Below are 12,992 nucleotides of genomic sequence, written 5' to 3' on the forward strand. Positions count from 1 at the left end.
TGGTGCGGTCGATTCACGGATCGGTCAGCGCGCCAGCAGCTTCGCGTACGTGTTCAGGTCGATGTTTCCGCCACTGATGATCACCCCCACCCGCTGCCCTTTCAGCTCAGCCGCCCTTTCACGGGCAGCGGCAAAGCCGAGACATCCGGTCGGCTCGACCACCATTTTCATGCGCTCGGCGAAGAAGCGCATCGCTTCCACCAGTTGCGCATCGCTGGCGACGAGGATGTCATCCACGTCACGCTGGATGATGCCGAAAGTGTAATTGCCCAAATACTGCGTCTGGGCGCCGTCAGCGATGGTTTTGGGTGTGTCGATCTTGATGATGCGGCCGCTGCGCAGTGACTGCTGACCGTCGTTGCCCGCTTCAGGCTCTACCCCATACAGCCTGCAGTTCGGCGCCAGCGCCCGGGTCGACAGCGCGGAGCCGCTGAGCAGCCCGCCGCCGCCGAGGCAGACGAACAAGGTGTCCAGAGCGCCCACTTCCTCAAACAGCTCCTTGGCGGCTGTCCCCTGCCCCGCGAGGATGTCCGGATGATCGTAGGGAGGGATCAACGTCAGCCCGTGCTCTTGCGCCAGAGTGCGACCAATCGCTTCGCGGTCTTCCTTGTAGCGGTCATACACCACCACGGTGGCGCCGTATTCTTTGGTCGCAGCGACCTTGGCGGCCGGAGCGTCGTGGGGCATGACGATGGTCGCGGGGATGCCCAACAGTTGAGCGGACAAGGCGATACCTTGCGCATGGTTCCCGGAAGAAAACGCCACCACACCATGCTTGCGCTGCGAAGCGTCGAATTTCGACAACGCATTGAACGCGCCGCGAAACTTGAACGCCCCCATGCGCTGGAAATTCTCGCATTTGAAAAACACCTCGGCGCCCAGCTCACGGTCCACCGTGCGTGAGGTCAGGACCGGGGTCTTGTGGGCGTGGCCTTCGATACGTTTGGCGGCTGCGATCACATCGTCATACGTGGGGAGTACGAGCGTTTCCATCATCATCCTCTTAGTCGTCGGCAAGACCGGTTTCATCGAAAATCCCGGGCTCGCCAGCCATGGAACATAGACCTCGGGAAGGTAAAGGTTCGCAAGCGGTTCAGGCAACCGTTCTTGGGTCGATGACAACCGGGACATTGGTACAGGCCCCGTAAACACTGACTTTGTAGTCACGAACGGACCTTTGTGTATCGGCACTACAAAAAATGTAGTCCACGAAAATAATCACTACAAAACAGTTGACGAAGTGTTTCGGCGATTGCATAGTGAGGCCGTCTCCCTGATCGGGAGAGCTGGCAAAAGTATTCCGGGCCCGTTCGACAAAGCCGTCGAACAACCTCTGGATGTGTGCTGCCCACAAGGCAGATTGATGAAGCTGAACCGGCATGATCGACCCATAGGCCGAGCGCTGGCGAAACGTCCTCAAGACACTTGTGGCCGACCACGATACGTCGCCAGTGTCCTTACGACGCCCGCCGTTTCTCTCCTGCGTTTCGACCCATCCCGTTTCAGCCTCTCATCAACACCACCTCCTGCCCGGCAACGGCTCCGGCTCTGTTGTGTTTGACGGACCTTGTTTGTCAGCGTGTGAAAGGACTGCGGATCGATGGACGATCTGCCATTACGTTTGAACTAACCAGATAGATTAACGACAGGCGATAAAGGGGTATCCAACCATGAATCTGAACAATCAACCCACCATTGATCAATTGGCTCGACTGTTCGCGGCGCAGAAGGACTCCCTCGATAGCCACATTCTCTGGGTCTGTGAGAAAGGTGATGTGCACATGGACGGCCTGGGTGCCTGCACCGAGGAACAAGAGTTCGACGAACAACGTCCGCACATGCGTGCGCGGCTGAAGATGTACCGCAAAGGCCACGGCTACGTCGGCAAGAAAGCCGCCGCCGACAAACAATTCCTGGGTCAGGTGCTCGACACCCTGAGCAGCGAATGGGGCAGCGCGCAAAAAGAGCCGGGCCTGCGCGTCATCGACAAACTTTGCTGAACCTTGCCACGCCGCTGGCCACTCGTTTGAACAGGTGGGCAGCGGCGTTTTTGCAGGTGCTTACGAAAGCCCCGGATTGACCAGAGCCGTCAGCACATGGTCCGCCCATTCGCCATTGATCTTCAGATAGGCCCGGGCGAAGCCTTCCTTCTCGAATCCCAGTGTTTCCAGCACGCGACCGCTGCGCTCGTTTTCTGGCTTGTAGTTCGCCATGATCCGGTGCAACTGCAAATCGTCGAACACGTGGGCAATGCCCCGGCGTAGCCCTTCAGTCATCAGCCCCTGTCCTTGGACGGCCTTGGCCAGCGAATACCCCAAGTGACACGCCTGAAATGCCCCCAGCACGACGTTGCTGAAATTGCATTCGCCCACCATGTCGCCGCTGGCACGATCAAGCATCAAAAGGTGCAGACAACGCCCCGCCAGCCGCTCGCGTTCAACGTAGGCAATGCGCATCAGAATGTTGTCGATGTCGAAAAAACCGGCGGGACGGGTCGGCTGCCACGGCTGCAAGTGCTTGTGGTTGGTCAGGTTGTACGCCCGTATCTGCGCCGCGTCCCCAGCGAGCGCGGGCCGCAGGATCAACCGCTCCGTGACCAGCCGGATCAACTGCGGCTCAGCAATGATCTCCATCAATCGCGCCCGACGAGGGCCAGTCGGCACGCCAGGCCGAGAAAGACTGTGCCGAGGATTTTCTGCATCCAGCGCGCCGCCCGCTCACTGCTGCCGACCCGTTGACCGAGACGACTGGCCATGACAATCACTGCGCCATTGGCGATGACACCCACGGCGTTCAGCACCGTTGCCAACAGCAACATCTGCACGACGATGGACCCTGCGTCGGGATCGATAAACTGCGGGAACAGCGCGAGCACGAACAGCGCCATTTTGGGATTGAGCACGTTGGTCAGCAGGCCCTGACGGAAAATCTGCGCCCGCGAATAGCGGGGCAACGACGCATTGGCCGACAGCGCGGTGCCGGTGGAGCGGAAGGTCTTGAACGCCAGATACAGCAGATACGCCGCGCCGATGAAGCGAACCACGTCGTAGGCCACGGGCACCGTGACGAACAGTTGGGACAGCCCTAGCGCGGCCGCCAGTGCGTGGCAATAGGTGCCGAGCTGGATGCCTGCGAGCGAGGCGAAACCCGCTGCCCTGCCCTGGCTGGCACTGCGCGAGGCGATGAGCAGCATGTCGGGGCCAGGGGTGAGCGCCAGCGCGAGGCAGGCCCCCGAGAACAACGCGAGGGTGGAGAAGGCGAGCATGGGACGTCCCTTTCGTGGCTGGCACAAGAGGCTCAGTTTACGGAGCTGCCGAGTTTTTGACGAGCGGACTGATTGGGTCTGTCTGGCCGATTCAAAACGCCAGCTTGTACCCGATAGCGATCAGCATCACCGCCAGGCACGGCCGCAGGACCGCGTCGGGCACACGCCCGGTCAACTGGCTGCCCAGATAAATCCCCGGCAACGACCCCATCAACAGAAAGCCCAGCATGGGCCAGTTCATGTTGCCCATGCTGGCGTGGCCGAGGCCTGCGATCAGCGTCAGCGGCACGGCGTGGGCGATCTCGGTGCCGACCAGCCGACGCGTGGGCAGAAACGGATAGAGGATAAACAAAGCCACCGTGCCCAGCGCGCCCGCGCCGATAGACGTCAACGCAACCATGACGCCGAGGATCACCCCGGTGAGCACCGTCAGGCTGTTCAAGCTTCGATCACTGAGGCGGTAGTGATCCCCGGCGTGGCGCTGAGCGAACGCCAACAAACGCTGTTTGAAGAAGATGGCCAATGCCGTCAGCAGCAGAACGACGCCCAGACCCTGCTTGATCACCGCGTTCATCGCGTCCGGCGCAGTGTGCAAGCTGCTCAGGAACCACAGCGTCAACCCGGCGGCAGGCACGCTGCCCAGCGTGAGCCAGCCAGTGATGCCCCAGTCGATGTTGTCGTTCTTCCTGTGCACCAGCACGCCGCCGCTTTTGGTGATGGCCGCGTACAGCAGATCGGTGCCCACGGCGGTAGCGGGATTGATGCCAAACCACAGCAAGATCGGAGTCATCAACGACCCGCCGCCGACACCTGTCATGCCGACGATGAAACCGACCACCAGGCCAGCCACGACGAAACCTATATTGCCAAAATCCATTGTTCTGCCTGACGCGCGGAAAAAAACTGGCGCGCAGGATAACGATTTTTCATCTAAGGACCGCTGTTTTTCTTATATAGGGCGTAGATCAAAAAGGTCTATGGTTATAACCAAAGCTGTGCGTGTGATCGTGTTCCAGAAGGCACTCCTGCGTTGCCTGGTCGATCTTTCGCGAATGAATTCGCTCCCACAGAGGCCCCGTGTCGCCGCAAAAGTATCGCCCGACGCCGTTCCAACTGTGGGAGCGAATTCATTCGCGAAGGGCCCGTAGATCCGGCACATCTCTGTCGCCTGACTGATTTTCGCGAATGAATTCGTTCCCACTGCCGCGCGGCATTTCAAAACATCGGACAGCGAGTCACGTCACAGACACGTCGACGCTCACGGCTCCCCGTCCCAATAATCCAGCGTTGCCTCCGGACGTTGCACGGCCTTGAACGCCCTCGCACCGTTTATAGTGACCATCGCCTGATACTTGCCGGAATCCGGGTATTCGCAGACTTCCGGGGTTTCGCGGGTGCTGATGGAAAGGTATTTGAGCGGCGCGTCGGAGGTGTTGATGATCTGATGGGGGTATTCCGGGCCCGGGGGAATGAAGATCACATCGCCGGTCTTGATCGGCAGCATTTCGCCCGCGACGCGCAGGCTGCCCTGCCCTTCGATGACCACGAACATCTCTTCCTGAGCGTAGTGGAAATGGTAGGGGCAGGAGCGTTTGCCCGGCGCAACGATGTCCACGGAGGCGCCGAGCTTTTGGGCGGCGGTGCCAGTGCCGAGTCTCGCGGCCTGACTCTCGTAGAGCGGGTCGCGACGTTCAGCTTCCAACGGCACTTCGTTGAAGTTGCGGATCAGGCGAGATGCCAGATCGAGCTGACGATTGGTCATATTTTTTCCTGTGATCCCAGCATCTGTAGGCGCGCATCTAGCGGGTCGCAACGACGAACAGCCGCGGGAACGGCAGCAGCACGGAGCCGTCCGCCAATGCGGGATACGCCTGTGAAATTGCGTTCAAATAGGCATCGAGAAACGCTTTCTGCTCGCTGTCATCAAGCTTTTGCAGGTACGGACGCAGTGCCGAGCCCTTGAACCATTCGACCACCGCCGCATGCCCACCGGCCAAGGGGTGATGGTAGGTGGTGCGCCAGACATCGACTTCCGCTGCGTGCGGTTGCAGCAGCTCAAAGTAATACGCGGCCGGATGACGATCCGGGTGTTTGACCGAGGCGATCTTGTCGGCCCATGGCCCGTTCGCCGCGATGTCGCGCGCCAGTCGGTGGGCGGGTTCTTCAAGGTTGTCCGGGGTCTGCACAGCGAGGCTGCCACCGGGGTTGAGCAGGCTGACGAGGCGCGGGTACAGCTCGGCGTGGTTCGGCACCCACTGCAGCGAGGCGTTGGCGAGAATGACGTCGTAGCGTTGAGCCGGTTTCCAGACGCCGATGTCGGCCAGTTCGAACGTGATATTCGGCAGGCGCTGACGGGCGTCGCCCAGCATGTCATCGGAGCTGTCGAGACCGGTGATCAGCGCGTCGGGGAAACGCTCGGCCAACACTTCGGTGGAGTTGCCCGGACCGCAACCGAGGTCGATCGCAGTCTTGACGTCTTGCGTGGGAATGGCGGCGACCAGGTCGCGAACCGGGCGGGTGCGTTGCTGCTCGAACATCGAATACTGCTTGGCTGACCAGCTCATCAGGCATTCCTTCTGTCATGAAAGGCATGCGGTGGAGGGTAAAGCCTGCCGCGCGGGAGTACAAATGAACAGCTATCGGCGCCGCACGACGACGGTGAGAGTGAGCGTGTTCACTCCCGCAGGGCCATCGCGCTCGCCTCAGATCTATCAAGCCGCGTGAATGGCAGCCTGCGCGACCTCACTGACCGCGACCACCGCATCCTCCAGAATCAGATCAGCGCCCTTCTCTGCCACCATCAGGACCGCTGCGTGCGTGTTGCCCGAGGTGATGTTGGGGAAGACTGACGCATCGACGATCCGCAAACCGTCAAACCCGTGCACCTTCAGGCGCTTGTCCACCACCGACGTCGAGGGGTCGGCGCCCATCGTGCAAGAACCGCACAGGTGATAGATCGAGCCGCTGTTCTCGCGGAAATATTGCAGCATTTCCTCATCAGTTTGCACCGCCGAGCCTGGCAAGACCTCGTCCACGGTGATGCCTTTGAGCGCGGGCGCCCCCATGATTTTGCGCATCAGGCGACTGCCCTGAATCACCTCGTCGATGTCCTTCTGGGTGCTCAGGTAATTGGGGTCGATCAGTGCCGCATCGCGAGGGTTGCTGGAAGCGATTTCCACGTGGCCGCGACTGGTCGGGCGGCACGGGTTGAAGCACAGCAGAAACCCGGAGTACGGCTCGGGCTTGAGACTGGCCTTGTTGTTCTTCGGAATCTGGTACGACAGCGGGTTGAAATACAGCTGCAGGTTTGGGTGGCTCTGCTCATTGTTGCCACGAAAGAAGCCGCCCGCTTGGTTGACGCTCATCGCCAGTGCGCCCTTGCGGGTGAACAGGTATTTCAGGCCCAGCTTGAACTGGCCGAACAGCGAGCTGAGCTGGTCGTTCAAGGTCGGAATATTGGCCTTGTAGTAATAGCTGGCGCAGAGGTGGTCCTGCAGGTGCTGGCCCACGGCTGGCAAGTGCTTCACCAGCGGGATGCCATGTTTTTTCAGCAACGCCTGATCGGCCACGCCGGACAGTTGCAGGATTTTTGGCGTGTCGACGGCGCCTGCGCAGAGGATCACTTCCTTATTCGCCATGAACGTGCGGTTCACGCCGTTCTGACTGACCTCGACGCCGACGGCGCGAGTCCCCTGCTCATCGAACAGCACGCGGTCCACCAGTGCGTAATGTTCCAGCGTCAGGTTGCTGCGCCCCAGCGCCGGGTGCAGGTGCGCGAAGCTGCTGGAACAGCGCTCGCCGTTGCGGGTGTTGACGTCGTAGAGGCCTGCGCCTTCGAATGTCGGCCCGTTGAAATCCTCGCTGCGCGAATAGCCCAGCTGTTCGCAGCCTTCGAGGAACACGTCGCAGATCGGGTGTGTCTGGCCCTTCATCGGGGTGATGCTGATCGGGCCGCTGCCGCCGTGGTATTCGGTGTCGCCGAGCGGGTGGTTTTCCAGTTTGCGGAAGTACGGCAGCACGTCCTTGAAGCCCCAGCCATCGTTGCCGTCCGCTGCCCAGTCATCGAAATCGTGGGCCTGGCCGCGGACGTAGATCATCGCGTTGATCGAGCCCGAACCGCCCTGCACCTTGCCGCGCGGGGCGTAGATGGCGCGGTTGGCCAGTTGCTTCTGTGGCTGGCTGTAATACATCCAGTTGAAGGTCGGATTGTAATACATTTTGGCGAAACCGACCGGGATCTTGAACCACAGCGAACTGTCTTTGCCGCCTGCTTCGAGCAGCAGCACCGTGTATTTTCCGGACGCTGAAAGGCGGTTGGCCAGAACGCAACCTGCGGCGCCAGCGCCAGCGATGATGTAGTCGTATGTCATGCACGGTTACCGCGTAAGTCGTTATTCAAAAGAGGCATTGGCGCCGGCTTCAGCCCCGCGCCGGTGATGTGTCTTTCACATCCGCCGGGGTCGGCGCCATCTGCAGGTGCAAACGCGAACCGGTGTACGGCGTGTGGGCGCGCACCACGTCCATGTTCAGTTCCACACCCAGGCCAGGCTCGGTGGACGGGATGATGTAGCCGTCTTCCCACTGCAAGGGCTTCTTAAGGATCTCGGCGTGGAAGCCGTCCCAGGTCTCGATGCTTTCCTGAATCAGGAAATTCGGCGTGCAGGTCGCCAGCTGGAAACTCGCCGCCGCGCCAATCGGGCCGTTGTACAGGTGCGGCGCGATCTGCGCGTAGTAGGCCTCGGCCATGCTGGCGATCTTTTTGGCTTCCAGCAGACCGCCGCAGCGCGCGACGTTCATTTGCAGGATCGACGCACCGCCCGCCTGCAACAGCTTGAAAAATTCATACTTGGTGGTCAGGCGCTCGCCGGTGGCAATCGGGATGCTGGTCTTGGCCGCCACTTGCGCCATGGCCTCTTCCTGCCCCGGTGGCACCGGCTCTTCGAACCACAGCGGGTCGTACTTTTCCAGACGCTGTGCCAGACGAATCGCTGAGGACGGCACCATCTGCCCGTGGGTGCCGAACAGCAGGTCGCACTTGTTGCCCACGGCTTCCCGAATCTTGCGGCAGAAGGTTTCGCAGCGCTCCAGCACTTCCAGGGAAATCTGGTGGCCGGAGTACGCGGTGTAAGGCCCGGCCGGGTCGAATTTCACGGCGGTGAAGCCTTTGTTCATGTTCTCGACCGCACATTCAGCCGCCAGGTCCGGGTCGTCGTAGTCGTACTCGCCCTGGCTGTTGACCGGGTACAGGTAGGTGTACGAACGCAGACGCTCGTTGACCTTACCGCCCAGCAATTCGTACACCGGCTTGTTCGCCGCCTTGCCGATGATGTCCCAGCACGCCATTTCCAGGCCGCTGACCACGCCCATCATCGTCAGGTCCGGGCGCTGGGTGAAGCCGCTCGAATAGGCCTGACGGAAGAAGCGTTCGATGTGGTGCGGGTCATGATTCAGCAGGTAGCGCTCGAACACGTCTTCGATGATCGGCAGCATGGCGTTGGGGCCGAACGTGGCGGCGTAGATTTCGCCGACGCCTTCGATGCCGCAATCGGTTTTCAGTTTGACGAACAGCCAGTACATGCCACCGATGTGCGGCGGCGGAACGGCGACGATGTGGGTTTCCAGGGCGATGATTTTCATGTCAGGCACCGTGTGCGTTGAAGGTTTTGCGCTTGACCCGCGCCCGCAGCGCCAGGGCTGTGAGGGTGCCGATCAGGCCAATGAAAGCGATGTAGCTGAAATAGAGCTTGTAACCAAGAGCACCGGGGAACTGCTCAGTGAGGTAGCCATTGATCAGCGGAATAAAGGTGTCCGGCAGATAGCCCACCACTGAGACGATGCCAATGGCCAGGCCCGTGATGCGCAGCGGAATGTTGCACGTGTCGAGAATCGCCCAGTACAGGCCGCGAATGGCGTAGGTCATCAGGCCGATGAAGATCACCGTCACCACCAGCAAACCGAGGTTGTTCAGCGCCGGGAACAGCACCAGCCCGACCATCGCCAGTGACGCCAGTGCCAACGCCACGATCAGCACCGAGATGTTCGAATACTTGTCGCCCAGCCAGCCACCACCGATGCCACCCACCGGACGCATCCACAGTTTGATGGTGGTGATGGTGCCGGCCATGACGGCGGTCATGCCGCTGCCTTGCAGGTAATCCGAGAAGCTGTAGGTGGCCCAGAAGATGTGATAGCCGCAGAACACAATCGCCGTGACCAGCCACAGTTCCGGGATTTTGATCAGCGTCGCGAGGTCGCTGAGCAGGTGGTGCTTTTCTTCGTTTTCGGCGTTTTCAGCCGCGACTGATTTCGGGTCTTTCACCAGCACCAGCAGAAAACCCAGGCCGATGCAGATGAACGAATAGAGGTACACCACATGACGGAAACCCTCCGCCGCCGTCTGCCCGCCCGTGCCGATGGCGTAAGCGAAGATGCCCAGCGCCACGGTGGCCAGCAGCGCTTCTACTAACCCGCGGCCGCCGTCCAGAATGCCGAAGAACCGTCCCTGCTCGGAGTGTTGAGCAATCATTTTCACGCGCTTAAGCACCGACGCCCAGAAGGTCAAACCGGTGGTCAGCCCCCAGCAGCCGAAGATGATCATCAGCCCGGTCATCGACGGCACGGTCGAGTACCACAGGCCCAACACACCCGTGGCGACGAGGGAAAAGAAGATCAGAAAGCGCGGCGCGATACGGTCCGCCAGCCAGCCGCTGGGCAGGTAACTGATCAGAAAGATCGTGCCCAGCATCGAATACAGATAGCCCAATTCGCTGTGGCTGATCTGAAACACGTCGAGCATGGTGGTCTGGTAGACCTGACGCAGATAGAGAATCGGGTAGATCGCACCAGCGGCGAGCACCAGCAGCATCAGCTGGATATAACGGCTGGCCTTGTCGCTCTTGGCGACGGGCACGGCAGCGGACGACTGAACAGCGGCCGCAACAGAAGCAGGCTTGGACATGGGAAAGACCTCAGCGCCCCCGGATTCCGAGGCGCTTTTTATATTGTTGTTATGGGCGCAGAGGCGAGTTTCGAGCGGCAAGCTGCAAGTAAAAGCGGTACGCGGGGCGCTTTTGCCTTGTAGCTTGCAGCTCGGGACTTACCGCTGCTTCAAAGCAGCACGCGGTCTGCTTTTATCTTGCAGCTTGAAGCTCGCCGCTAGAACTTGAGGACAACGAGCCGGGTCTGGGTGAATTCGAGCATGCCGTGCTTGCCGTCATCGCCCCCCAGCCCCGAGCGTTTCCAACCGGCGTGAAAACCCTGATACGGGTCGGCAGGGGTGCGATTGACGTACAGCTCACCGGCTTCGATGGCGTTGGCGACTTTCATCGTGGTGCGGTAGTTCTCGGTGTACAGCACCGACGACAAGCCGAATTGATGGTCGTTGGCCATGACCAGCGCTTCGTCGATGTCGCGGTACTTGAGCACCGGGAGCACCGGGCCGAAGATTTCTTCCTGAACGATCTCCATGTCCTGACGGCAGCCACTGAGCAGGGTCGGCGGGTAGAAATGGCCTTTACCTACGGGCAACACGCCACCGGTTTCGAGCACTGCGCCTTCGCCGATGGCACGCTCGACCAGGGCGTGAATGTTCTGTCGGGCACTCGCACTGACCAGCGGGCCCATGCGCGAAGCGTCTTCGGCTCGATCACCAAAAGCCACCGCGCTGATCTTGGTTTTGAGCAAACTGAGGAAGCGCTCGTAGACGCTCTCGTGCACATACACCCGCTCAACCGCCGTGCAGAGTTGGCCGCAGTGGGTGGTCTTGGAGGCAACGATATCGCTCGCGGCTTTTTCCAGATCAGCATCGGCCTCAATGATCGCAGGGGTCTTGCCGCCCAGCTCCAGCGACGGTTTGGCGATGTTTTCCTTGCAATAGTCCAGCACGATGCGCCCGGCGTTGACGCTGCCGGTCAGGGTGATCATGCCCACGGCTTTATGGGTGCAAACGCTCGCAGCGGTCTTGTGGTCCATGGTGAGGATGTTGATCACCCCGGCCGGAATGCCCGATTGCTGTACGGCCTTGGCGATTTCAAAGGCTGAAATCGGCGTGTTGTTGCTCGGACGAACCACCACGGTGTTGCCCGCGATCAGCGCCGGGGCGATTTTGCGCAGCAGCGTATAGACCGGGTAGTTGAACGGAATCAGGCAGGCCACCACACCGATCGGCTGACGCTGCAGCAGGATATTTTCGTTGGGGGTGTCGCTGGGAATGATCTCGCCTTCGATACGGCGTGCCCATTCAGCGTGGTAGCGGGTGATTTGCGCGGCGTAGCGAGCCTCGTTGCTGGCGTCGCTGACGCTTTTGCCGGACTCGGCGGCCAGTGCCTGACCGATGTCTTCGGCGCAGGCCTCAAGGGCGTCGGCCAGGGAACGCAGATGGTCACCGCGCTCGATGCTGGTCAAACCGCCCCAGACTTTCTGCGCCGCAGCGGCGGCGTTCACGGCCGCCACCGCTTCCTCGGCGGTTGCCGCCGGGACATGTCCAACCAACGCTTCGGTGGCCGGGTTGTAGACCGCAATCACCGCGTCATGGGCAGGCTCGGCAAACTGGCCGTTGACATAGTTTCGTTCGAGTCGCATGTGGGACGTCCACCGTTGTTTTTGTACGAATGACGATCAGTCTTGTCATCGAACACGGTGGCGACAAACGATTTATTGATCCGACAAACATTCCAAAAACGCACGTTACTGCCCAGCCCTATCGTTGGGTGGTCAGGGAATCGCTGTCAGGGCCGCCGTAGAGGGTTCGAGCTGACGCTGCGCCAGCCAGATTTCTTCCTGCAACCACTGGCTGAAGACCTGCAATTGCGGCAAATCCTGCTCCGGGCGCGTCACCAGCCAGTACGATTGGTGGCCTTCGACGTGCACGTTCATCACTTGAGTCAGGTGTCCGGTGGCCAATTCAGGAGCGACCATGTGCCAGTCGGCGATGGTGATGCCCAGCCCGTCGACCGCCGCACGAATGGCCAGGTCGAGCAGGTCGAACTCGTACCCGCCCTGGGTATCGACGCCCTGGATGCGTGCGGCGTCGAGCCAGTGTTTCCACGTCAGGTAGCGCTGGTCCTCGTTGGCCAGCACGTGCAGCAGCGTCAGGCGATTGAGGTCGATCCCCTCGTCGCTCGACTCCCGCGCATACAGCGACGGCGCGCAGACCGCGATGTGCCGCTCCTGAATCAGCAGTGAACTGTCCAGCCCGTCCCACTCGCCGTTGCCAAACCGGATCGCACAATCGAGGGTGCTGGTCTCGGCCAGGCTGTCCTGCAAACGGGTGCTGATGCTCAATTCCAATTCGGGATGCTGCTCGCGCAAGCGCCCCAGGCGCGGCATCAGCCAGCGATGGGTGAACGTCGGCGGCGCGTTGATCCGCAGACGATTGGAGTGGGATTTCTGCTGAAGGCTGCGCACGGTCATTTCGATTTTGTCGAAGGATTGATGCAGCGCCCGCAACAGCACCCGACCGGCACTGGTGAGGTCGAGATGATGATGGCGACGCTCCAGCAGCGTCTCACCCAGTTGCTCCTCAAGCTGGCGCACTTGGCGACTGACCGCGCTCTGGGTCACGTTCAACAGCTCGGCTGCGCGGGTAAAACTGCCGGTGCTGCCGGCCACTTCGAAGGCTTTCAGGGCATTGAGGCCGGGCATTTTGCGTTTCATGTGAAGCTCTCTGACCGCCACGGGGAAGGCGCGAAGCATCCCACGGTACGACAGGTGTCGACTACGGCCGTTG

The 12,992-nt window shown here is 60.7% G+C and carries 12 protein-coding genes; 1 reads left to right on the plus strand and 11 read right to left on the minus strand.

What is annotated here, in order from left to right; genetic code table 11:
* Positions 1-24: 24 nt before the first annotated feature.
* Positions 25-993: a threo-3-hydroxy-L-aspartate ammonia-lyase gene (locus tag ACWKWE_RS05535; RefSeq protein ID WP_483849908.1), complete on the minus strand. Its 969-nt coding sequence runs from the start codon at positions 991-993 to the stop codon at positions 25-27.
* A gap of 677 nt (positions 994-1,670) precedes the next feature.
* Here ACWKWE_RS05535 and ACWKWE_RS05540 point away from each other — a divergent pair.
* Positions 1,671-2,000 (plus strand): hypothetical protein, encoded by a 330-nt coding sequence (locus ACWKWE_RS05540; RefSeq protein WP_341958372.1) that lies wholly within the window; start codon positions 1,671-1,673, stop codon positions 1,998-2,000.
* Positions 2,001-2,060: 60 nt separating this feature from the next.
* Here ACWKWE_RS05540 and ACWKWE_RS05545 read toward each other — a convergent pair whose 3' ends face one another.
* The 10 genes from ACWKWE_RS05545 to ACWKWE_RS05590 form a co-directional block, all read right to left on the minus strand.
* Complete coding sequence (locus tag ACWKWE_RS05545) at positions 2,061-2,633, minus strand: GNAT family N-acetyltransferase (protein ID WP_166597702.1); 573 nt, start codon at positions 2,631-2,633, stop codon at positions 2,061-2,063.
* Positions 2,633-3,265: a LysE family translocator gene (locus ACWKWE_RS05550; RefSeq protein ID WP_166597701.1), complete on the minus strand. Its 633-nt coding sequence runs from the start codon at positions 3,263-3,265 to the stop codon at positions 2,633-2,635. Before ACWKWE_RS05550 ends, ACWKWE_RS05545 begins: the two co-directional genes overlap by 1 nt.
* Before the next feature lie 91 nt (positions 3,266-3,356).
* Positions 3,357-4,142, minus strand: coding sequence for a sulfite exporter TauE/SafE family protein (locus ACWKWE_RS05555; RefSeq protein WP_483849909.1), 786 nt, complete (start codon positions 4,140-4,142; stop codon positions 3,357-3,359).
* Positions 4,143-4,523: 381 nt separating this feature from the next.
* The gene (locus ACWKWE_RS05560; RefSeq protein WP_166597699.1) at positions 4,524-5,027 is read right to left on the minus strand and encodes a cupin domain-containing protein; all 504 of its coding nucleotides are present in this window, start codon (positions 5,025-5,027) and stop codon (positions 4,524-4,526) included.
* Positions 5,028-5,064: 37 nt separating this feature from the next.
* Positions 5,065-5,829 (minus strand): trans-aconitate 2-methyltransferase, encoded by a 765-nt coding sequence (tam, locus tag ACWKWE_RS05565; protein WP_483849910.1) that lies wholly within the window; start codon positions 5,827-5,829, stop codon positions 5,065-5,067.
* Between the two features lie 147 nt (positions 5,830-5,976).
* On the minus strand, positions 5,977-7,635 hold the full coding sequence (locus ACWKWE_RS05570) for a GMC family oxidoreductase (RefSeq protein ID WP_483849911.1): 1,659 nt from the start codon (positions 7,633-7,635) through the stop codon (positions 5,977-5,979).
* A 49-nt stretch (positions 7,636-7,684) separates the two neighbouring features.
* The gene (locus tag ACWKWE_RS05575; protein WP_483849912.1) at positions 7,685-8,902 is read right to left on the minus strand and encodes a mandelate racemase/muconate lactonizing enzyme family protein; all 1,218 of its coding nucleotides are present in this window, start codon (positions 8,900-8,902) and stop codon (positions 7,685-7,687) included.
* 1 nt (position 8,903) lies between these two features.
* A complete protein-coding gene (locus ACWKWE_RS05580; protein ID WP_483849913.1) occupies positions 8,904-10,223 on the minus strand; it encodes an MFS transporter in 1,320 nt (439 codons plus the stop codon).
* 197 nt (positions 10,224-10,420) lie between these two features.
* On the minus strand, positions 10,421-11,845 hold the full coding sequence (aldA, locus tag ACWKWE_RS05585) for an aldehyde dehydrogenase (protein ID WP_483849914.1): 1,425 nt from the start codon (positions 11,843-11,845) through the stop codon (positions 10,421-10,423).
* 132 nt (positions 11,846-11,977) lie between these two features.
* Positions 11,978-12,919, minus strand: coding sequence for a LysR substrate-binding domain-containing protein (locus tag ACWKWE_RS05590; RefSeq protein WP_166597693.1), 942 nt, complete (start codon positions 12,917-12,919; stop codon positions 11,978-11,980).
* Positions 12,920-12,992 lie beyond the last annotated feature (73 nt).

It is taken from the genome of Pseudomonas salicis (genome assembly GCF_057128705.1).

Excerpts from the sequence above, each read along its gene's own strand:
- ACWKWE_RS05535 (WP_483849908.1), bottom strand. The coding sequence starts at position 993 with ATGGAAACGCTCGTACTCCCCACGTATGACGATGTGATCGCAGCCGCC.
- ACWKWE_RS05540 (WP_341958372.1), top strand. The coding sequence starts at position 1,671 with ATGAATCTGAACAATCAACCCACCATTGATCAATTGGCTCGACTGTTC.
- ACWKWE_RS05545 (WP_166597702.1), bottom strand. The coding sequence starts at position 2,633 with ATGGAGATCATTGCTGAGCCGCAGTTGATCCGGCTGGTCACGGAGCGG.
- ACWKWE_RS05550 (WP_166597701.1), bottom strand. The coding sequence starts at position 3,265 with ATGCTCGCCTTCTCCACCCTCGCGTTGTTCTCGGGGGCCTGCCTCGCG.
- ACWKWE_RS05555 (WP_483849909.1), bottom strand. The coding sequence starts at position 4,142 with ATGGATTTTGGCAATATAGGTTTCGTCGTGGCTGGCCTGGTGGTCGGT.
- ACWKWE_RS05560 (WP_166597699.1), bottom strand. The coding sequence starts at position 5,027 with ATGACCAATCGTCAGCTCGATCTGGCATCTCGCCTGATCCGCAACTTC.
- tam (WP_483849910.1), bottom strand. The coding sequence starts at position 5,829 with ATGAGCTGGTCAGCCAAGCAGTATTCGATGTTCGAGCAGCAACGCACC.
- ACWKWE_RS05570 (WP_483849911.1), bottom strand. The coding sequence starts at position 7,635 with ATGACATACGACTACATCATCGCTGGCGCTGGCGCCGCAGGTTGCGTT.
- ACWKWE_RS05575 (WP_483849912.1), bottom strand. The coding sequence starts at position 8,902 with ATGAAAATCATCGCCCTGGAAACCCACATCGTCGCCGTTCCGCCGCCG.
- ACWKWE_RS05580 (WP_483849913.1), bottom strand. The coding sequence starts at position 10,223 with ATGTCCAAGCCTGCTTCTGTTGCGGCCGCTGTTCAGTCGTCCGCTGCC.
- aldA (WP_483849914.1), bottom strand. The coding sequence starts at position 11,845 with ATGCGACTCGAACGAAACTATGTCAACGGCCAGTTTGCCGAGCCTGCC.
- ACWKWE_RS05590 (WP_166597693.1), bottom strand. The coding sequence starts at position 12,919 with ATGAAACGCAAAATGCCCGGCCTCAATGCCCTGAAAGCCTTCGAAGTG.